Here is an 18,843-nt window from a genome sequence, read left to right on the forward strand (position 1 = left end):
GGCCACACGTCCCCAGGCGACCGCCCGAGGACGCGTTTTCAGTTGCTGATGCTGGAAATTGCTCGCTGCAGGCGCGGCTCACATCATGTGGTCGTCCGGCATCGCAGGCGGCAGGACGTCGGCGGAATAGAGCACGGCGGGCACCGTGCCGTTGTTCTTCCACCAATGAGCGAGCTGGCCGAACTCGGCGGTTACGTCGCCGGCTGGATGCTCGATCCCCACCTTGCAGGTGCTGCGATATTCGGTGATCGAACCTTCGACGACGAGGATGTTGGCCGGGCGAACATTGTGCTCATGCCACGGCACGACCCCGCCCGGCTGAACGACGAGCTTGCGAAGGCGCAGCATATTGCCTTTCCAGGCTTCGCCCTTGCTGCTCAGATCGATCGCCGAGAGAACCGTGTCGACGACGCCAACCGGTTTGCTGGGATGTTCCTGGATATCGGTCGTCGCGGCCTGGCCGGCAGGGCAGTCACCGGCGAAGGCTGGAGCAGAAGAAAAAGCAGCGGTTGCCGAAAGCAGACCTGCCGCAAACGAAAGGGTGAGTTTATTGGTAGCCATCTTGTATTTCTCCTTTGTCGGTGCCCAAACGCGGGAGGCGGGGCATGACGAGGAGAGTGACGGGAGCGATCCGAAAAGAGAAATGCTAACTAGCTCTGAAATCGATACCTGAAAACTATCGTGGACCATCGCAAATGCATGTTGGGGCACACGCGGCAAACCGCCACGTGCGATCCCTTAATTCTTTGATTTGCTTCAGGCAGCGGTCTTTTGGATGGCCTGGACAATTGCGCTCTCAGGCCAGCCATGCGCCTTGACGCTGTTTACGAAAGCCGATGCCGCAGGCGAGAACCTGCGCCCCGCAACGACAACCAGGGATACTTCCCGCCAGACCTCAGGATCAATCACGGGACGGACCTGCAGCCCTGGAATCACCGCACTGAATTCCGGGATGAAGCAGATGCCCAGTCCTCCCGATACCATATTCTGGATCCAGTCCTCGCGTTCGCTGGCGTAGGAGATCCTGAGCTTCACGCCCCGATCCGTGCACAGACCGGCGAGGTGGTCGCGATACTCGCAATTGAGTCGCCTGAGATAATTTTCACCATCGAGTTCGGAGATGGCCACGTTGTCATTGCGGGCCAGCCGATGGCCGTTTGGAAAGGCGAGGACAAAGCGCTCGCGATAAAGCGGTGTGACGTCGAAGCGGTCCGGAAAGCTGTCGCTTGACGCCATTATGGCGACGTCGATCTCGCCTGACTCTAGAAGTTGGGAAAGTGATGCCGGGACGCCCTCAACCAGTTGCAGCTGGATGCCCTGCTGACGCCGGTTAAAATCGGCCAGCAAGCCAGTGAAGCGACGGGGGCCGATGGTGCACATGACGCCGACCTTAAGGTTGGCGTTTTCCAGGCACAGGAACCTTGATGCCTCCTGCCGCACTCCAGTCAGTTCGTCGAGGATCTGCTGGAAACGGGGGCGAAGCAGCACACCCAGGTCGGTCAGGTGGGTCAAGCTTCGTTCGCGGCGAAACAGTAGCCCTCCGACTTCTTCCTCGAGTTGCTGAATGGCGCGGGAAAGGGCCGGCTGAGTGACGTTGCACTTTTCGCCTGCGCGCGTGAAGTTTCGTGTCTCGCACACGGCCAGGAAGTAGCGGATGTGGTGAATGTCCATGCCGATTTATCCCCAATTGCACGAGGTTGCTCGCGCTTCGGAGACTGCCGCAAGGCTCGCTTTGGCGCCAATGCACTGCGGCTATAAAGTCGATAGCGGTCCGTCATGATGCCCTTGATGGCGGGCGCTGCGGACAGCTTGTTTTGCGCAGCAGACCGTTCTCCATCGTGAAGTCATCCCTGTGTTGCCCGGAACGGTCGGTGCAGGCCTGTCGGCGACCGTCGTAGCGCCAGTTCCAAAGCGAGATCGCGGGATTCTCGCCAGCCTCGCAAACCTTGCGGCGCGCAAGGGATTGCAGCCAATGCAATCTGCCTATGGAGTTCATGCCACCTTGGCATTTCGCCAACGGAGGATCATGCGGCAGTGTTTCCATCAAACGCCTTGCCTGGCGTTCTTCGGGAGGAGACCCAAAAGATGCAAATCCAGGCCGCAACCGACCAAGCCTTTATTGCCGGTGCAAAACTGGCGATTGAAGACCGCCAGCCGATCGACATTACCCTGGCAAGCGACGCACACGGCGCATTTGTCTGGGGCGTGCTCGATCGCTTGCTGGATGAACCTTGCCTTTCCTTCCGCACAATCACCGCGTCGGGTTTCGGAGGCATGGAGGCAGCGGTTCTTGCCTACGGACTGGCTCTGGGCGGCAGGCGTGGGGCAAGGACGGCGCTCACCAATTTCTGGCGACGCGTCAGCCACGCATCGATGTCTGCAGTCGCTACGGGCAATCCGCTGAGATCGATCCTGGAACAGTCGATCGACATTGCCGAGCTGCGCAAAAATAGCTGCCGGTTGAAGCTCAACATCCTGGCTTCGAATGCCCGCACCGACAGCGTGACGATTTTCACCGGCGATCAATTGTCGATTGACGCGATCCTGGCCGGGGCGACAGTCCCATTTCTCTTCCCCGCCGTGGAAATCAATGGCGATCCATATTGGGGCGACGGCGATTTTTCGGCCTTGCCGCCGGTGCAGCCGATCGAGGGTGGGCATTGGCTGATTGTCAGCGGCAAACCCTGCATGACGCCTTGTGCTGCTCACCGCCTCGCCGCCAATGCCGCGAACTATGCATCTGTTCACACCATTTTCGACAGCCATCACAGAACAAGCGCTGCGCCGTTTACCAGGCCCTGGACCGACTGGGGCGAATTGACTGACATGCGTGACCGCGGTCGCCAGCGAGCCGAGGACTGGCTTCTCGCCGACCATCCAAGCTCGAGCGAAAGCTTGGTCGTCGGCAACAAAAATCGCTACGTCTAGGCGCCTCCCTCCGCCTAGCCGCGCCTGCTTCGCTCCGCTAACGAAGTGCAGGCGCCAAAGCCCTCCGGTTCCCCGCCGGAGGGCTTTTGCTCGTTATCCTCCTTAACATAGTGACCGCGTATCAAATCCATGCCGAGACAGCATTTCAGCTTCGTCCCGCGTTGGACAACACTGCTTGCAGACAGGCCGTCAGGTCAGTCTTCCCTCGAAACGCAACCAGGAGAAACGACCGTGATCAACACCAAGACCCTCATCGGATCGGCCCTCGCGGCCGCCACCACGCTTGCTGCAACTGCAGCCTATAGCGGCCCCGCCGCTCAGCCTAGCTTCTCGTTCGAGAAGTGCTATGGCGTCGTCAAGGCCGGCCAGAACGACTGCCAGACTGCGACGCATTCATGCGCCGGCACCTCGACCGCCGACAACCAGCCGGACTCCTGGCTCTACGTGCCGGCCGGCAGCTGCGCCAAGATCACCGGCGGCAGCGACAAGCCGAAAGCCTGACCGACTTAGACTTCAAGCCAACCCCCTTTGGAAGGGAGCAGACCGATGTCCCGTGCATTTCAGCCCCTCACGATCCCGGCATCCGCTGGCATCGGTCTGCGCTCTCCTCACATCAGCGAGATGCTTACCCGCAGACCCTCCGCTGGCTGGCTCGAAGTGCATGCCGAGAACTATATGGGCGACGGCGCCGCCGTCGAGGCGCTTGAAAGCCTGCGCCACATATATCCGCTGTCGGTGCACGGCGTCGGCCTGTCTCTGGGCAGCGCACAAGGCGTGGACCGCGATCATCTGGAAAGGCTGCGCAAGGTCTGCGAGCGGTTCCAGCCTGATCTTGTTTCGGAGCATCTTGCCTGGAGCGTTGCCGACGGAGCCTATCTCAATGACCTGCTGCCGCTTCGCTATGACGAAGAGGCGCTGGCGATCGTGGCGCGCAATGTAGCGACCATTCAAGATACGCTGAAGCGGCGTGTGCTGATCGAGAACCTGTCCGCCTATGTCGCGTTTGCGGACTCCTCCATGAATGAAGCTGCATTTCTGGCCGAGCTGGTGGCGCAAACGGGCTGCGGCCTGCTTCTGGACGTCAACAATGTCCAGGTTTCGGCGCACAATCTTCAATACGATGCCAAGACCTTCATCGACGCTTTGCCCGCCGATGCCATCGGTGAAATCCATCTTGCCGGCCACGCGACCAATCAGGTCGGCGGCGACACCGTGCTGATCGACGATCATGGCTCTCGCGTGCCGCCAGTTGTCTGGCACCTCTACCATCATGCCATCACCAGTCTTGGACCGCGCCCTACGCTGATTGAGTGGGATACCGATGTGCCGGTTCTCGACGTTCTGCTTGGTGAAGCCATGTGGGCCGACATGCTCACCGCTTCGGTCATGTTCAACCGCAAGCAGGCCGCGCGGCACATCGCCACGACTATGGCCTCGCCGGCGCCCACGCTACCGGCTTTTGAAAGCTCTCAGACCAGCATGCCTGTGCTTGCGGCATTTGCCGCTGCCAGAGCCAAACCGGCCATGCACATGGCCTTGCCGACAATTGAGGGAGGATATGATGCTGCCGCTTGAACACCTGCAAACCATCGTTACGCGCTCGGTGCTGGCCAAAGAGCCTCTGATCGACGCGAGAATGCTGACCGCCGGCAAGGCCGACCCAATGGCTCGCCTGCGCATCTACCAGAACAACACGCGCAGTTCGTTGACTGCCGTGCTGATGGCCGCCTTCCCCGTTACGGCCCGTCTCGTCGACGAACGTTTCTTCCGCTTTATGGCGAGCGAGTTCATTCGACGGCATCCGCCGGCGGAGTCACGCCTAGCGCGTTATGGCGCGGGCTTTCCTCGCTTCCTGAAGACCGTCGACACCCTGTCCGACATGCCGATCGTCGCCGAGACGGCGCGGCTCGAATGGGCCATTGCCGAAGCGCTCGACACGGCTTCGCTGCCGGCCCGCAGTCTCGCAGAATACGACAGCACCGACCTTGGGCTGTCGCCGGATATCCTGCTCCAGCCCTCACTGCGACTGATCGTCTCTCACTGGTCGATCCTGTCGGTATGGATGGAGCATCAAAAGGAGACGGCGGTCGATGAAAAAATCACCTGGACAAGGCGCCCTGAACGGGTGGCGCTGTGGCGATCGGGGAACTACGTGCGTCTTTTTCTGCTCGACCGCGCGAGCTTCGCCTTCTGGCATTCGCTGAAGCACGGCTTCGGCCTTGAGCATGCCACTGGCCGCGCCTTGGCGCTCGACCCGGCATTCGACCTGGTTTCAGCGCTTGTGCGTCTGTTCCGCGACAGGCTCGTCATCGACGTGCACGTCCCTGTGCATCCCCTCTCACACTGAAGGAGACGATCATGACTGCGATACCAGAATATTCCACGCCTCGCCCTACCGGCCTTGTTGGTCTTTACCAACGAGTGATCAAGTTGCCGGAGCGTATCCCGTTTTCGCTGGTCCAGCTCGCAGCTCGCGTCGCGATTGCGCATGTCTTCTGGCAGTCCGCACAATCGAAGCTGGCGTCCTGGCCGGTGACGCTGCAGCTGTTCGCCAGCGAATACAATCTACCGCTTATCGATCCGTCGATCGCGGCGCCGCTGGCGACCACGGCCGAGATCACCGGGGCGGTGTTGCTTTTCCTGGGTCTGTTCTCGCGTCTCGGGGCTCTGATGCTGCTCGGTGTCGTTTCGGTAATCCAGATCTTCGTTTTTCCGGAGAACTGGGCTGAACACCTGCTGTGGGCCTCGCTGCTGTTGCTGGTGCTTACGCGTGGTGCAGGGGTTTTCTCACTCGACTATGTAGCCGATCGATTCACTTCGGCCTCCAAAACCTGAACATTTCGACCAAGGAGGCTGACCCGATCTGATTGTTCTGCGCTAGATCGCCTCGGCGATGAACAGGCTAGAAAACCAGGTGCAGTGACATGCTCTCGATGGCTGAGGATAGGTGGCACCCCGCTGGCGCGCGTGCCGGCGGGATGGAAGCGTTGATTGTGCGCGAGGGCTGCTCACATCGCCATTTTTTCGCACTCGGCCTGGGCCTTCTTGGTCGACGTATCGATCATGTAGGTTTTGCCCTTGGCGTCGGTCATCATCATCATGCAATGCTTGATCGGCTTGGCCATTTTCATCATTTCGGCTTCCATTTTGGCGTCTGGCATCATGGTGCCCATATGCCCGTCGGGCATGATTGCTGTGACCTGCCCGCCCTTCATCATGGACATCGTGCCCATCGTATCCTCGGCGAACGCCTGCGACACGAAAAGAGAGGCAATGCCTGCGGCGACAAAGATCTTGAACGAATGCATTTGGAATACTCCCATTTTTTGGGGGGCACAGTCGCCCCATTCGTGGGTTCGCCAGACATTGCGGTCAGTTACATCGACACGAAGATGTGATCGTATGTTGCCTGTTTGACTGGCGCGGAAGGCGGAACTGGGGACCTACAGACCAGTCGATTCCGCCGTGATCGGCATGTGCCAGTCATACTCCATCACCGCTTTGGCAAATGCCGAGATGGCGGGCGATGGCAGGCGGTCTGCGACGGAAACCAGCGACACCTCGCGCACGATCGCGGGGTCGACGACGAGCCGGTGGCAAACGCCGGGCTGGCTCGCCGAGAATTCGGCGATGAAGCAAACGCCCATTCCGGCAGCGACCATGGCCAGGATCCAGTCCTCGCGCTCGCTTCGGTAGGCGCTCTTGATCTCGAAGCCGAGGTTTTGGCAGAGCTCGTCGATATGATTGCCGTATTCGCAGTTGATGCGCTCGAGATAAGGCTCGCTGCGCACGTCGGCGAGCTGTAGCGTGTTGCGCGTCTCGAATGGATGCCCTGTTGAGAAGGCGAGCCCGAAGCGCTCCGCATAGACCGGCTCCGCCTTCAGCCGGGGGTCGAAGGGCTCGGGCCGTGCCAACAGCGCAATGTCCAGCGTGCCCTTCAGCAGAAGATCGGTGAGGTGGTCGGCGGCGCCCTCGATCACAGTCACCCCGATGCCCGGAAAGCGCTCGCGAAACGCGTTGAGGAAACCGATAAAGCGCAGCGGGCCGATGGTGCACATCACGCCCAGCGTCACCGGCGCGGTCTCCAGCGACAGGAAGCTTCTGGCGGTGCGTTTGGCATGCTCCGAGCGCTGCGCGATCTCGTCGAGGTGGCTTCGCATCAGCCGGCCGAAATCGCTTAGTTGGACATGGCTCTTGTCGCGATGGAAGAGCAGGCCGCCGAGTTCTGCTTCCAGCTTCTGTATGGCGCGGGTGAGCGCAGGCTGAGTGATATGCACAAGGTCCGCCGCCTGGCGAAAGTTGAGCGTCTGGCAGGCGGCCAGAAAATAACGAATTTCATGCATTTCCATGACACATCCCCGCTGATGCCCGGCATGCATCGCCGCAATCAGAACTCGGCATTATCGGCGGGTGCTATCCTTAGGTAAACTTTCTCCGCTGTCCATGGTGGCCGAACCAGCTGTGCCGCCATGGCGAGTGTTTGGGACCGAGCCGGAGGAGAAAGCCGATGCTGGAGCGCAACAAGGAGAAACAGCCCGACCAGGAAAAACTGGAGGCGCTGCTTGGAAAGATGGTCGGCGATCTCGGTGCCATCACCACTGGGGCGGCGGTGTTGTTGGGTGACAGGCTCGGCCTTTTCGCGGCCATGAGCGAGGGCGGCAAAATGACTGCCGGACAGCTTGCCAAAAGGACCGGCACGCAGGAGCGTCTGGTCCGCGAATGGCTTTCCGCGCAGGCGGCCGCCGGCTATGTCGAATATGACGAGGCCAGCGACAGCTTCTACCTCAGCCCGGAGCAGGAACAGGTCTTCGTCAATGAGGACAGTCCCGCCTTCATGGCCGGCGCCTTCGAGGTCGTCTCGACGCTATGGCTTGACGAAGAAAAGGTGCGGCAGGCGTTTCGCACGGGCAAGGGCCTGGGCTGGCACGATCACAGCGCCTGCCTGTTCCGCGGCACGGAACGGTTCTTCCGCCCGGGCTACAACGCCAATCTGATCGGCTCCTGGCTGCCAGCGCTCGATGGCGTGGCCGAAAAGCTGGAGCGCGGCATAGACGTTGCCGACGTCGGCTGCGGCCACGGCGCATCGACCGTGCTCATGGCCAAGGCATTTCCGAATTCGCGTTTCACCGGCTTCGACTATCATGCCCCCTCGATCGAACGGGCACGCGCCGCCGCCAAGGAGGCCGGCGTCGCCGGCAACACACGCTTCCAAGTGGCGGCGGCCAAGGACTTTCCAGGCATCTACGATCTCGTCGCCTTCTTCGACTGCCTGCACGACATGGGCGATCCCGAAGGCGCGGCCAAGCACGTGCACAAGGCGTTGAAGCCGGACGGCACTTGGATGATCGTCGAACCCTTCGCTCATGACAGGCTTTCAGCGAACCTCAATCCGGTCGGCCGCATCTATTACGCCGCCTCGACCTTCATCTGCACCCCTGCCTCGCTGTCGCAGGAGGTTGGGCTGGGCCTCGGCGCCCAGGCGGGCGAGGCCAGGCTGCGCAAGGTGGTTACCGGCGGCGGGTTCAAGCGGTTCCGCCGCGCGACCGAGACACCGTTCAACATGGTTCTCGAGGCTCGCCACTAAGGTTCGTTGTGCAACAATTGGAGGAAGGCATCTTACAATGTCGTCCGGTTTCGCACTAAGCCCGGCAAGGAACAGGCCTTCATCGATGCCCACAAGAAGGCGACGCTCAACGTCAGCGGCTTCCGCAAGGCCGCGCTGGTCAGGACCGGCGACCGAACCTTCTGCGTCGTCGGTGAATGGAACGACATGGACAGCCTCGCAGCTGCGCGGCCGCAGATGATCGGCCTTCTCGATACGATGCGTGATATGCTGGAGGATCTCGGCGGCGACCTCGGCGTGACCGATCCCGTCTCCGGCACGTCCGTCGTCGAGATCAGCACCTGAAGTCGCCCAACTGTAGGTTTTGGTGTGCACCGCTCGACCATCAGTGTGAGGCCAATCCATCAAAGTCAGCGAGCGACGCACGAACTGCTGAAGCGCGACCAGTCTTCGACGTATAACTAGGCCTCCGGAGGATGAGCCATGAATGCAGTGCCTCAATGGCGGCTCGCAGGCGACTGGTTCGATATCTGCAGCTGCGACATCCCTTGCCCTTGCGAGTTCGCCCAGCGGCCAACCGGCAATCACTGCCAGGGCGTGCTAGCCTGGCACGTGCGCGAGGGTCAGTATGGCAGCGTGAAGCTCGACGGCCTGACGCTGGTGGCGCTCGGCGAGTTCGAAGGCAATCTATGGGCCGGCGAGGCAAAGGCCGTGATGGGTATGTATCTCGACGAGAAGGCGGATGAGCAGCAGCGCGAAGCCCTGCAGGCGATCTTCGGCGGCCACGCCGGTGGCTGGCCGGCGGGCTTTGCCGCTAATGTCGGCGAGATGCGTGGCATGGAGTTCGTTCCGATCACTTTTGAGGTGGCGGGCGACCTGGCCACTTGGCGGGTCGAAATTCCTGGCCTGGTCGTTGGGCGCGCAGAGGCACTTTCCGGTCCCACCACACCACCTGGCAAGCGGGTGCAGACGATCAATCCGCCGGGTTCGGAAGTCGGCCCGGGCCAGGTTGCCACCTGGGGGCGTTCTGTCGAGGTGAGCACCAAAGGCTTCGGGCTTGACTGGACTGGCACGGCCCGCTCGAGCAAGCACATTCCGTTCGACTGGAACGGCCCGAACTAGGGCATGACAATGGCTGACGCGCTCCCCAGGAAATCGCGGCGGTTCACCCGGAATCTGCGTGGCATACCGCTCGGTCTACTCGCGTCGCTCGTCGGGCTGACAGCAGCGGCGTGGGCGCTCACCCTCTACCAGACCTTCAGCATGGATATGCCCATGGGAATTGCCGTGCGCGGCGGTATGGAGGGTATGGAAGGCATGGCCGGCATGGCGATGGCCGGAATTGCCGCCGACAGCTGGTCAGTTGCCGGCGCCGCCGCTTTTCTGGCTGTGTGGACCGTGATGATGGCGGCCATGATGCTGCCAGCTGCGGCGCCCATGATATTTATGTTCGCGGCGGCGCAGGCTAGGCGCGAACCACGTGTGGCCATCCCGACGTGGACCTTCGTCGCGGGCTATCTGCTCGTCTGGGCGGCGGCGGGCCTTATCGTATATGTCCTGGTCCAGCTCGGTAGCGACGTTGCAACGAACCTCGATCCGCCCCAGCGTTCGAAATGGGCCCCACTCGCGCTTGGTGCCACACTTGGCGTCGCCGGCCTCTACCAATTCACGACCTTGAAGCACATTTGCCTCAGCCATTGCCGTTCGCCGCTCGCCTTCGTTGCGCAGCACTGGCGCGACGGGCGTGTTGGCGCGCTCAAGATGGGGCTGCGCCACGGTCTCTATTGCTTTGGCTGCTGCTGGGCGCTGTTTGCCGTCCTGGTCGCGGCCGGCGTCATGAGCGTCGCCTGGATGCTGCTTTTGACTCTGCTCGTCTTCGTCGAGAAGCTGCTGCCCCGTGGCCGCTTGTTCGAAGGTAGTTTGGGCATTGCTTTAGTGGCCCTCGGGATCGTTGTATCGCTCGGGGCGATCGATATGCCTTGAATGGCCGGCTAGACGAGCAGGAGCATAAGCATCTCTGCTGTGCCGGCAGACTCTTTCGACGGCAATCCATTCGCATCGCGCTGGTTTTTTAGTAGGCTGTCGCTGGTAAGGCGGCAAGGTTGAGGATCCGGCGTGACGGTAGTCGACGATCGTCTTCTCGAAAGCAGGATGACCAAGGTGGAGCAGGCGCGGGCCTGGAGCCCTCGCGTCATCTCGAAATTCGAGACGCTGATCAGGAGCGCCGACGACCACGCACTCTATCGCGTTAATCCGCTGAGCTTTGCTCGCGACCGCGCAATCGCCGAGCCTGAAGCTATCGACCTCTTCCTTCATGCCACCCGCTGTGGCCTGTTCGACATGAGTTGGGATGTGCTGTGTCCCCAGTCCGGGATGGTGCTCGATAGTTTCGGCGCCCTGCGCACGCTGAAGACCCACTATGTCTGCGGCTTGTGCGATCTATCGGGCGACACCGACCTGGACGACTTCATCGAGGTCACCTTCTCGGTATCGTCGAAGTTACGGCGCCTGCCGCACCACGATCCAGAGACGCTCCCGGTCGAGGATTTTCACTGGAAGCTCCACTTCGGACATGACGGGCGTCTACCGGGGCAAAACGTTCGCTTTCTTGACGTTCTGCGCGGCTTCGTCAGGGGCATGACTTTTCTGCCACCCGGCACCACCACAGTGCTCCGCGCCGACGTGGGACCGGGCGCCCTTTCTGGCGTCAACGTCCAGACGCAGGCCGCATTCGCCGTGCCAATATCAGGCGATCCGGTGTTGGCGCCGACACTTCTGAAGGTCGATTATGACGGCAAACGCTTCTTGCCGGCGTTACCCGCTGTGCCACCTGGTCCCATTGTCATTCAGGTGGCGAATAGGGGCCTAGTGCGCGGTTCGTTGCTCGTCATCAACTGGCCGCCCGAGCTGGTCGGGTTGACCACCAAGCCGGCCCTCGATTTCGACCCTTATGTTTCTGGTGGAGCGCTGCTTGCGCGGCAAACCTTCCGCCAGCTCTTCCGGTCCGAACGCGTCGACGAGAAGGAGGGGCTCGGCATCCGGCAGATCACCTTCCTATTCACGGACCTCAAGGGCTCGACCGCCATGTATGAGCGGCTGGGTGACCTCAACGCCTACGCTTTGGTCCGCGAGCATTTCGCTCTGGTCAACGCTGCGGTTCAGCAACATTGCGGTGCGGTGGTCAAGACAATTGGAGATGCGGTGATGGCTGTTTTCTCGCAGCCGTTGGATGCGATTTCGGCTGCACTCCACATCTTTGAAGAGATCGATCGCTTCAATGGCGACCATGACGGGCCGGGGATCATTCTCAAGATCGGCGCCCACTGTGGACCGTCGATTGCCGTGACGCTCAACGACAACCTCGACTATTTCGGCCAGACCGTGAATGTCGCCGCGCGCGTGCAGTCACTGGCAGAAGCCGGACAGCTCTGCATTTCCGAGGCGCTCTATTCGGCCCCCGGGGTAAGCGAAATGCTTGCCGGCCATCGCGTCGAGGCTTTTGATGCGCCTCTTCGGGGTGTGGAGGGAGATGCAACTGTCTATCGCATTATGGGGGAATAGACACATTGACGTGCCACAATTTCGCACTGCCTAGAACCGGAACTAGGGCGCCCGTCGAGGTCAGAAGCTGTCCATTGGATATGGCTGGAACTGCGCGAGGATTGAACTCTAGGCACAATTAATAAAATCAATAACTTACGAACAATTTTGTAACGCTGTGACGACCGTCGAAATGAGCGCGCGTGGCCATGAAGTCGAAGTGACGGCCGGGTAGCGCTAGCCGAACAATGCGCGAGAATCAGCGGGCGCTTCGGAACGCCCCTTCAAACTGTAGTCCCAGAGGACATTAGAGGCCCGTATATGATAATCGCGCAATATGCCGTCACGCCCCTTGGCCATAATCAAGCGATGCTTTTCAAGATTGCGCCAGTGTGCCAGCGCAACTTCGTCGCGCCAGAGTGAAAAAGAGAGGAACTTTCCGGGTTCTTGGCAGCTTTCGAACCGCTCCGCCGAGATGAAGCCGTCGATCGACTCCAGTAGCGGGCGCAACTCTGCTGCCAAGGTGACGTAGTCAGTTTGGCGGTCCGGGTAAGGCCACAATTCCGAAATAACTGCGATCATAGGAAAATCTCCCGCCGATGAAACACACTTCCTACTAGGTAGGAACACCCCTTCCTCAAATGGCGCCGACGCCAGCCCTGATCTCGGCAACCGAGCGAAGCTGCCGCCCGTCCGCGAAATTGCCAAGATCGAGCCAGGCCTCAAGAGCTGAGCGATGGACCGGCCACTCGCTGGAAAGCATCGAATAGACACAGATGTCACAAGGTTTGCCCTTCAGGAACAGGCCTTGGCGCTGCGTGCCCTCATAGACGAAGCCGAGCCGGTCGGCCGCCTTGCGCGAGCGCTGGTTGGTCGAGGTGCATGTCCATTCAAGGCGCCGGTAGCCGAGATCGTCGAAGACATGGCGCAGGATCAGGTAGAGCGCCTCGGTGGCCAGTTGTGTGCGCTGCAGCGGCGGCGTGTAGAGCACATAGCCGAGTTCGACGACATGATGGGCTGGTCTTGCCTCCATGAGACAGAGCCATCCCAGCGGCTTGTCGTCGACGCCGGCTACGGCGAAGAAGGCCCGTTTCTTGTCAGCCACCAGTTCGGCGACATGGTCAGCGAAAGCTTGCTCACTGTCGAACGGGCCGACCTTCATGTCGACCCATGTGGCATTCGTGTGCTCGTCATGCGAGAGCGGGTAGAGACAGGATGCGTCGCACTCGGCGTCGAGCGGGCGCAGGCTTCCCCAGCGACCGACCAGCACGACGGCGGAGGGAACCGGAGCGTCGCCCGGCGGGATCTCGCCCGGTTTCGGATTTGATGACATGGTCGCCCCGCGACGCGCTGGCTAGTTCCAGTAGCGAAACACTCTGCCCATTCTGTTGGGCATCATGAAAATCTCCTCGGCGCGGCGAAACCCGGCATCCCGCCCCATGCCGAGCCATGTGTCGGCGGTTTCGGGGAAATCGGCCGCAAGCATATGCCGTTTCATGGCAGCGAACTCCTCGTCGGAAAGGGTTGACCATCTATCGCGCTGCAAGGAGAAGCGGGCGAGCCAGGCAGCGCGATCCTCTCCCTCGAACAGGGTCGGCTCCCAGATGACGAATAGGCCCAGGCCGCCCAAGGCCCTGCGGGCGTGCCGCATCAGCCTCGCCTTGCCTTCGGTCGCCAGGTGGTGCAGCGACATGCCGATCCAGATCACGTCGACGGGTTCCGACCAGTTCGCCATCGCTTCCGCGAAATCGCCGCGGCGCAGCTCGACCGGGCACGGGAGCCCTTCGAGCGCGCGATCGGCCAGCCTCAGTGACGCTTCCGACAGGTCGATGCCGACGTAGCCGCCGATCGCGGTCGTCTTCAGCATCGCGGCCGAGGCAGCGGCATCGCCGCACGCCACGTCGAGGAACCGAAACGACCCTGGAGCATGCTCGACGAGCAGATCGCGCAGGAGCCCGTAGACCTCGCGGTGGAACATGAGGTTGGTGGCCACGACTCTGCGATACGTCTCCAGCTCCTTGTTGAATATGTCCTGGGTGCCGGTTGCCTCGTCAGCTGTCGTCACCGGCATGCTCTCGCTCGACGAACTTGCCATGTATCCTCCCAAGGAACATTGATGGGACACCGCTAGGGCGCGGCACCCGCTGCGTAGAGATGCAAGGCGCGGAAGACCGCCGTGTGGCCAGGGGTCGCGATACCGAACTTCATGCCCAACTCATGCATCCGCCCGGACAGCCAGGCGACCTCGATTGGCTTGCCCCTTTCGAGGTCGTTGGCCATCGACGATTTTACGTGCGGGGGGAGTGCGGTCCATCTGGTCGTGACGCGCCCTTCGAACCCCTCGGCCATCGGATGGCCGGCCGCCGCCGCGACCGCCATCCCCTCGTCGCGCAGTTGCTCGATGAAGATACGTGCCTCGGGGTCGTCGAGGATCGGACCGATTCCGGAGCGCATGAGCGACGTCCCTCCGGAAAAGGCCGCGAGTGTCACGAACTTCTCCCACAACACATTGTCGATGTCGGCAACCGGCTTCAGCTCGAGCCCGACAGCACGATCGCAGAGCGCCTGAAGGTCCTTGATGAGAGGGTCGCGGTGCCCGCCGACCAGGATGTCACGCAGCCCGCCAGCGTGGACGACTTCTCCCGGCTGTTTGATGAATGCAGACAAGTAGGTGGCTCCGCCAATCACCTGGTCGCCAGGAACATGACGACCGAGCGTTTCGACGCTGTCGATGCCATTTTGCAACGTCACGATACGCGTATTCCTGCTGATCAGCGGTCCTAGCGCTGCGGCGGCCTTCTCACTGTCGTAGAGCTTGACCGCAAAAATCGCGAGATCGACGGGACCGATGTCGGCCGGCGCGTCGCTCGCGGACACACTGGGGAGAAAGACGTTGCCGAGATCGCTTTGAATTCGCAAGCCGCCCTGGCGCATTGCCTGCAAATGGGAACCGCGAGCAATGAAGCTGACGTCGCCCCCCGCCTCGGCGAGCCTTGCGCCGAGATAGCCGCCGATGCCGCCCGCCCCTATCATTGCGATCCGCATGCCGTCCCCTCGACGCCAGCTGCCGCCATAGCCGCGCGAAGATGGAATGGCATTCGCCGGCCCGACCAACATTAGCATTTCCTTGAATACAAGGCCAGCCGACAGGGTAGACGTCCGACGGCAATCCGATCACGACGAGCCCTCGCCTACCTTACTGCCCGCCACGCCGCGATCATGGCGTCGGCGGCAATTTCGCCCTGCCTGTCGTCGGTCGACCAGGAAATCACCGACACCCGCATGACCTGGCGGCCGTGCCATCTGGCACCGCCCGCGAAGCAGACACCGTCGGCCTGCAGGCGGGCGATCGTCTGCAGCGTTAGCCGGTCGGCCTCCTCGTCTGGGCGGTCGGCGCCGAAACGCACGACGAACTGGTTCAGCACGACGTCGTTGGGCACGGCAACGGCGTTGTCGGCGCGCAGCCTCTCGGCCATCGCTTCCGCCACCTTGCAATGTCGCTCGACCATCGCGGCGATGCCGTCGCGGCCTAGATGCTTGATCATCGCCCAGGTGGCGAAGCCCCGCGCCCGTCGCGACAGTTCGGGCACATAGTGGCTCGGGTCGCGCTCGTCCTCGAAGGTTGGCGGCAGATAGCTCGCGGCGATCGTCATGGCACGGCGATGGGCCTGTTCGTCGCGCACGATGGCGTAGCCGCAATCATAGGGCGTCTGCAGCCATTTGTGGCCGTCCGTTGCCCAAGAGTCGGCGGCATCGGCGCCCTCGGCTAGATGGCTGCGTTCGGGGCAGGCACGCGCCCAAAGACCAAAGGCACCATCGACATGCACCCAAGCACCGATGCGCCGGGCGATGGGAACGATGCCGGCAAAGTCGTCGAAGGCGCCGGTGTTGATCTGCCCCGCCTGCAGGATAACGATGCAAGGGCCGGAAACCTGAGCGGCGGCCACGGCAAAATCGGCCACCGCAATGCGACCATTGTCGTCCGTCTTCACACGCCGGACGCGGTCGTGGCCAAGGCCGAGGAACTGCAGTGCCGAGAAAACCGTGGCATGGGCGTCGTCGCCAATCAGCACCGTGATCGGCGGCGCGCCGAACAGGCCTTGCGCCTCGACATCCCAGCCGGCCTGCCGCAGGACCGCGCCGCGGGCCGCTGCCAGGCAGACGAAATTGGCCATGGTCGCCCCAGTGACGAAGCCGATGGAACTTTCGCGCGGCAGGTCGAGAAGCTCGAGCAGCCAGCCGCCGGCGATCGTCTCGACGGCCGAGGCCGACGGCGTGGCGTGATGGTTGCCCGTGTTCTGACCCCAGGTGCTGGTCAGCCAATCGGCACAAACGCCGACTGAATGGGAATTGCCGCAGACCCAGGCGAAGAAGCGCGGACCTGTCATCCTGTGCAGGCCGGGCTCAGCCTTCGCGGCAAGCTCGTCAACCACACCGAGCCCAGCGCTGCCTCGTTCGGGAAGTGGCTCGCGGAAACTGTCCAACGCCTGCCGATACGACATCAGCGGACGCTGCGGCCCTGAGGCAATGGCGTCGCGAAAACGCGTGGCGTGATCGGCTGCCCGCTGGAAGAGTTCGCTTGTGGAAGCCTCGCCCAGACCGGCATCCTCCGTTGCGGAAGGCCGCTGGCTCTCCAAGGCCTGCAGCATCGGGTCGAGGATCAGCGCGTCCAGTGTCATGACGATATCTCCTATAGCCATTCGATCCCGTATTTGCGCGACGCGGCCGCATATGCCTCGGGCATCGCGGCACCGCTCGCCTCGGCGGCAGATAGCTCACGGAAGAAGCCTTCGAAACCGGCCGGCGAGGTCATAGTGAGAAACCGGCCGATGCGCGGCACGACGCGCTTATGCGCATGCGGCACATCTCGCGGCGCGAACATCATTCCGCCTGGCCCGACGCGGAATTCCTGGTCACCGCAGTGGAAGACATGCTCGCCCGCGATGACGTAGAAGAGCTCGTCCTCGTTGGCGTGCTTGTGCAAGGGCGTGTCGAGCGGATCGATCTCCTCGACGATCGAGAAGGCGCCGCCCGTGGTGTCGGCTGCGGCCTTGACCAAGAAATCGGCACCGCCGAAGCGCAACTTCTCGCCCTGATCGACATCGAGCTTGTAGGCGGATGATCTTGCCATGCCGCTTGTTCCCTCCTCCGTTTCGAGTGAGACACCGCACAATTCACCCGAAAAAGGTTGCTCCGCCAGCCAGCGCTCGCCGAGGTGCCGGACGAGCCCTAAGCCCGGTTCCCGGCCGATCAGCCAGCTCATCAGAGTGCGTCGCGCCCCGCCACCCGATTCTTGCATGGATGCCCCCACGGGTCTGGAAACCTTGTTCCGCCAGTATCGTGCTTGGGCTCTGATGAATCCAATGATATCAATTCAGCATCATGCTGAATGAAATCGACCTATCCCGCGCCGATCTCAATTTGCTGAAACTGTTCGAGGTGGTGCTCCAGGAGCGCCATGTCGGACGGGCTGGCGACCGTCTCCGGCTTTCTCCCTCGGCGATCAGCCACGGCCTGCGCAGGCTGCGCAAACTGCTCGACGATCCGCTGTTCCTGAAGACACCGAAGGGCGTCGTGCCGACGCCGCGCGCGCTGGAAGTGGCCGAGCCTATCGCCAATATTTTGGCGCAGATCCGACGAATGGTTGTGGCGGTGGAGCCTTTCCGTCCGGAGACGTCGAACCGGCGCTTCACCATCAGCGCCGCCGACGCGATTTCAGCGGTGTTCCTGCCGCCACTTGTCGAGAAGCTAGCCACGGCCGCGCCCAATATCGACCTCACGGTGCTGCAAATGCTGCCCTATCGCAAGGGCGGGCCTATCGAGCGGACCTGGCGGCCGGTGCTTGCCGAGATCGACGCCGGCCTGGTGGATATCGCCGTCGCGCCTCTGGACGACGTGCCGGCGCGCTTCACCCGGCGCGCTATGCTCAAGGAGCGTTTCGTGATCGTGATGCACGCCGGTCATCCCTTTGCCGAGCAACCGACGCTAGAACGCTACTGCACTATGCGCCATTTGGTGGTCTCGTTCACCGGCGAAAGGAAGGGGCTGATCGACGAAACTCTGGAAGCCTGCGGCCTAGCGAGACGTGTTGTGCTGACGGTGCCCAATTACACCATGGCGCTGGCAGCGGTCGCCGAGTCCGACCTCATCGCCGCCGTGCCGGCCGTGCTGGCGGCGAGGCAGGGTCCGCGCCTCGGCCTGGTCAGCGTCGACCTTCCGCTCGACACTGGCCACGTCCCGATCTGCGTTATCGCCCAGAAGGCGGTCATGGTCGACGCCGGTCTGACATGGATGTTCGAGCAGGTTTGCGAGGCGGTGCAAACGCACTACGCCGAATCCCCCGTCCCAACTGACTAGGATCTTGCCTGAGAGGGGCAACTACGCGTCAGATAGATGCGCCATTCGGATCAAAGACCTGGGGGACAAATGAGCAACGCCTCAAATTCCGAACTAATTACATCAGCTGGGCACAAGCTCAGCGCCGGCCGACATCTTGACGTCCATTACCTTGCGCTGAAGGACGAGTATGATGCCACCCTTCGTGCTGCCGGCATCCGACCCGGCTGGTCAGTGCTGGACGCGGGTGCAGGGAATGGTGTCTTCCTGCCTTTGATGGCGGATCTGCTGGGTGCCGACGGACATATCGAGGCTCTGGATCTGGCGGAGGAAAATGTCGAAGCAATCGAAAGCTTGATTGCAAGCCAACAGTTTGCCTGTCCGATAAGCACCAGAACGGGCGACATGACTTCGCTGCCGTATGAGACCGGCACGTTCGATGCGGTCTGGAGCGCGAACTCCACCCAGTATTTGAA

General features: G+C 61.8%; 22 protein-coding genes. 12 read left to right on the forward strand and 10 right to left on the reverse strand.

The window, feature by feature from the left end:
- Positions 1-78: 78 nt before the first annotated feature.
- Together AC1D1N_RS15475 and AC1D1N_RS15480 are read right to left on the reverse strand one after the other, a co-directional pair.
- Positions 79-561: a cupin domain-containing protein gene (locus AC1D1N_RS15475; protein WP_477349458.1), complete on the reverse strand. Its 483-nt coding sequence runs from the start codon at positions 559-561 to the stop codon at positions 79-81.
- Positions 562-756: 195 nt separating this feature from the next.
- Positions 757-1,671 carry a LysR family transcriptional regulator gene (locus AC1D1N_RS15480; RefSeq protein ID WP_477349460.1) on the reverse strand — a complete coding sequence of 305 codons (915 nt, stop codon included), beginning with the start codon at positions 1,669-1,671 and terminating at the stop codon, positions 757-759.
- 414 nt (positions 1,672-2,085) lie between these two features.
- Between AC1D1N_RS15480 and AC1D1N_RS15485 the strand changes: the two genes are divergently transcribed.
- The 5 genes from AC1D1N_RS15485 (at position 2,086) to AC1D1N_RS15505 (ending at position 5,763) form a co-directional block, all read left to right on the forward strand.
- Positions 2,086-2,928, forward strand: a complete 843-nt coding sequence (locus tag AC1D1N_RS15485) for a patatin-like phospholipase family protein (RefSeq protein WP_477349462.1) — start codon at positions 2,086-2,088, stop codon at positions 2,926-2,928.
- Between the two features lie 231 nt (positions 2,929-3,159).
- Entirely contained in the window at positions 3,160-3,429 is a 270-nt protein-coding gene (locus tag AC1D1N_RS15490; RefSeq protein WP_477349463.1) for a BufA1 family periplasmic bufferin-type metallophore, read from the forward strand.
- A gap of 45 nt (positions 3,430-3,474) precedes the next feature.
- The gene (gene bufB / locus AC1D1N_RS15495) at positions 3,475-4,503 is read left to right on the forward strand and encodes an MNIO family bufferin maturase (RefSeq protein WP_477349465.1); all 1,029 of its coding nucleotides are present in this window, start codon (positions 3,475-3,477) and stop codon (positions 4,501-4,503) included.
- On the forward strand, positions 4,487-5,275 hold the full coding sequence (locus tag AC1D1N_RS15500) for an HvfC/BufC family peptide modification chaperone (RefSeq protein WP_477349467.1): 789 nt from the start codon (positions 4,487-4,489) through the stop codon (positions 5,273-5,275). The genes bufB and AC1D1N_RS15500 overlap by 17 nt, the downstream gene beginning before the upstream one ends.
- Before the next feature lie 11 nt (positions 5,276-5,286).
- Positions 5,287-5,763, forward strand: a complete 477-nt coding sequence (locus AC1D1N_RS15505) for a DoxX family protein (RefSeq protein WP_477349469.1) — start codon at positions 5,287-5,289, stop codon at positions 5,761-5,763.
- Positions 5,764-5,936: 173 nt separating this feature from the next.
- Here AC1D1N_RS15505 and AC1D1N_RS15510 read toward each other — a convergent pair whose 3' ends face one another.
- Together AC1D1N_RS15510 and AC1D1N_RS15515 are read right to left on the reverse strand one after the other, a co-directional pair.
- On the reverse strand, positions 5,937-6,236 hold the full coding sequence (locus tag AC1D1N_RS15510) for a hypothetical protein (protein ID WP_477349471.1): 300 nt from the start codon (positions 6,234-6,236) through the stop codon (positions 5,937-5,939).
- A gap of 135 nt (positions 6,237-6,371) precedes the next feature.
- Entirely contained in the window at positions 6,372-7,277 is a 906-nt protein-coding gene (locus AC1D1N_RS15515) for a LysR family transcriptional regulator (RefSeq protein ID WP_477349473.1), read from the reverse strand.
- A gap of 158 nt (positions 7,278-7,435) precedes the next feature.
- Here AC1D1N_RS15515 and AC1D1N_RS15520 point away from each other — a divergent pair, with 158 nt between their 5' ends.
- From AC1D1N_RS15520 to AC1D1N_RS15540, 5 genes are all read left to right on the forward strand, one after another.
- The gene (locus AC1D1N_RS15520; RefSeq protein WP_477349475.1) at positions 7,436-8,512 is read left to right on the forward strand and encodes a class I SAM-dependent methyltransferase; all 1,077 of its coding nucleotides are present in this window, start codon (positions 7,436-7,438) and stop codon (positions 8,510-8,512) included.
- 6 nt (positions 8,513-8,518) lie between these two features.
- Positions 8,519-8,836: an antibiotic biosynthesis monooxygenase family protein gene (locus tag AC1D1N_RS15525; RefSeq protein WP_477349477.1), complete on the forward strand. Its 318-nt coding sequence runs from the start codon at positions 8,519-8,521 to the stop codon at positions 8,834-8,836.
- 138 nt (positions 8,837-8,974) lie between these two features.
- Positions 8,975-9,613, forward strand: a complete 639-nt coding sequence (locus AC1D1N_RS15530; protein ID WP_477349479.1) for a DUF1326 domain-containing protein — start codon at positions 8,975-8,977, stop codon at positions 9,611-9,613.
- Between the two features lie 9 nt (positions 9,614-9,622).
- Complete coding sequence (locus AC1D1N_RS15535; RefSeq protein WP_477349481.1) at positions 9,623-10,474, forward strand: DUF2182 domain-containing protein; 852 nt, start codon at positions 9,623-9,625, stop codon at positions 10,472-10,474.
- A 132-nt stretch (positions 10,475-10,606) separates the two neighbouring features.
- A complete protein-coding gene (locus tag AC1D1N_RS15540; RefSeq protein WP_477349483.1) occupies positions 10,607-12,052 on the forward strand; it encodes a DUF5939 domain-containing protein in 1,446 nt (481 codons plus the stop codon).
- A gap of 216 nt (positions 12,053-12,268) precedes the next feature.
- On the opposite strand, the gene AC1D1N_RS15545 is transcribed toward AC1D1N_RS15540, so the two are convergent.
- The 6 genes from AC1D1N_RS15545 to AC1D1N_RS15570 all read right to left on the reverse strand — a co-directional run bounded on the left by AC1D1N_RS15545 (position 12,269) and on the right by AC1D1N_RS15570 (position 17,294).
- Entirely contained in the window at positions 12,269-12,613 is a 345-nt protein-coding gene (locus AC1D1N_RS15545; protein WP_477349485.1) for an antibiotic biosynthesis monooxygenase family protein, read from the reverse strand.
- Positions 12,614-12,668: 55 nt separating this feature from the next.
- A complete protein-coding gene (locus tag AC1D1N_RS15550) occupies positions 12,669-13,364 on the reverse strand; it encodes a GNAT family N-acetyltransferase (protein WP_477349487.1) in 696 nt (231 codons plus the stop codon).
- Positions 13,365-13,385: 21 nt separating this feature from the next.
- Positions 13,386-14,126, reverse strand: a complete 741-nt coding sequence (locus AC1D1N_RS15555; protein ID WP_477349489.1) for a class I SAM-dependent methyltransferase — start codon at positions 14,124-14,126, stop codon at positions 13,386-13,388.
- A gap of 32 nt (positions 14,127-14,158) precedes the next feature.
- Positions 14,159-15,148 (reverse strand): ketopantoate reductase family protein, encoded by a 990-nt coding sequence (locus tag AC1D1N_RS15560; protein ID WP_477349491.1) that lies wholly within the window; start codon positions 15,146-15,148, stop codon positions 14,159-14,161.
- Positions 15,149-15,222: 74 nt separating this feature from the next.
- Positions 15,223-16,680 carry a pyridoxal phosphate-dependent decarboxylase family protein gene (locus AC1D1N_RS15565; RefSeq protein ID WP_477349534.1) on the reverse strand — a complete coding sequence of 486 codons (1,458 nt, stop codon included), beginning with the start codon at positions 16,678-16,680 and terminating at the stop codon, positions 15,223-15,225.
- Positions 16,681-16,721: 41 nt separating this feature from the next.
- Complete coding sequence (locus AC1D1N_RS15570) at positions 16,722-17,294, reverse strand: cupin domain-containing protein (RefSeq protein WP_477349493.1); 573 nt, start codon at positions 17,292-17,294, stop codon at positions 16,722-16,724.
- Positions 17,295-17,413: 119 nt separating this feature from the next.
- On the opposite strand from AC1D1N_RS15570, the gene AC1D1N_RS15575 reads away from it, so the two are divergent.
- The gene (locus AC1D1N_RS15575; protein WP_477349495.1) at positions 17,414-18,388 is read left to right on the forward strand and encodes a LysR family transcriptional regulator; all 975 of its coding nucleotides are present in this window, start codon (positions 17,414-17,416) and stop codon (positions 18,386-18,388) included.
- A 69-nt stretch (positions 18,389-18,457) separates the two neighbouring features.
- On the forward strand, positions 18,458-18,843 hold a 386-nt coding region (locus AC1D1N_RS15580), incomplete at its 3' end, for a class I SAM-dependent methyltransferase (RefSeq protein ID WP_477349497.1).

Source organism: Mesorhizobium sp. P2_B5, from assembly GCF_056404775.1.

Excerpts from the sequence above, each read along its gene's own strand:
- AC1D1N_RS15550 (WP_477349487.1), bottom strand. The coding sequence starts at position 13,364 with ATGTCATCAAATCCGAAACCGGGCGAGATCCCGCCGGGCGACGCTCCG.
- AC1D1N_RS15565 (WP_477349534.1), bottom strand. The coding sequence starts at position 16,680 with ATGCTGCAGGCCTTGGAGAGCCAGCGGCCTTCCGCAACGGAGGATGCC.
- AC1D1N_RS15530 (WP_477349479.1), top strand. The coding sequence starts at position 8,975 with ATGAATGCAGTGCCTCAATGGCGGCTCGCAGGCGACTGGTTCGATATC.
- AC1D1N_RS15500 (WP_477349467.1), top strand. The coding sequence starts at position 4,487 with ATGATGCTGCCGCTTGAACACCTGCAAACCATCGTTACGCGCTCGGTG.
- AC1D1N_RS15515 (WP_477349473.1), bottom strand. The coding sequence starts at position 7,277 with ATGGAAATGCATGAAATTCGTTATTTTCTGGCCGCCTGCCAGACGCTC.
- AC1D1N_RS15480 (WP_477349460.1), bottom strand. The coding sequence starts at position 1,671 with ATGGACATTCACCACATCCGCTACTTCCTGGCCGTGTGCGAGACACGA.
- AC1D1N_RS15510 (WP_477349471.1), bottom strand. The coding sequence starts at position 6,236 with ATGCATTCGTTCAAGATCTTTGTCGCCGCAGGCATTGCCTCTCTTTTC.
- AC1D1N_RS15520 (WP_477349475.1), top strand. The coding sequence starts at position 7,436 with ATGCTGGAGCGCAACAAGGAGAAACAGCCCGACCAGGAAAAACTGGAG.
- AC1D1N_RS15475 (WP_477349458.1), bottom strand. The coding sequence starts at position 561 with ATGGCTACCAATAAACTCACCCTTTCGTTTGCGGCAGGTCTGCTTTCG.
- AC1D1N_RS15575 (WP_477349495.1), top strand. The coding sequence starts at position 17,414 with ATGCTGAATGAAATCGACCTATCCCGCGCCGATCTCAATTTGCTGAAA.
- AC1D1N_RS15560 (WP_477349491.1), bottom strand. The coding sequence starts at position 15,148 with ATGTTGGTCGGGCCGGCGAATGCCATTCCATCTTCGCGCGGCTATGGC.
- AC1D1N_RS15535 (WP_477349481.1), top strand. The coding sequence starts at position 9,623 with ATGGCTGACGCGCTCCCCAGGAAATCGCGGCGGTTCACCCGGAATCTG.
- AC1D1N_RS15505 (WP_477349469.1), top strand. The coding sequence starts at position 5,287 with ATGACTGCGATACCAGAATATTCCACGCCTCGCCCTACCGGCCTTGTT.
- AC1D1N_RS15485 (WP_477349462.1), top strand. The coding sequence starts at position 2,086 with ATGCAAATCCAGGCCGCAACCGACCAAGCCTTTATTGCCGGTGCAAAA.
- AC1D1N_RS15555 (WP_477349489.1), bottom strand. The coding sequence starts at position 14,126 with ATGGCAAGTTCGTCGAGCGAGAGCATGCCGGTGACGACAGCTGACGAG.
- bufB (WP_477349465.1), top strand. The coding sequence starts at position 3,475 with ATGTCCCGTGCATTTCAGCCCCTCACGATCCCGGCATCCGCTGGCATC.
- AC1D1N_RS15570 (WP_477349493.1), bottom strand. The coding sequence starts at position 17,294 with ATGAGCTGGCTGATCGGCCGGGAACCGGGCTTAGGGCTCGTCCGGCAC.
- AC1D1N_RS15545 (WP_477349485.1), bottom strand. The coding sequence starts at position 12,613 with ATGATCGCAGTTATTTCGGAATTGTGGCCTTACCCGGACCGCCAAACT.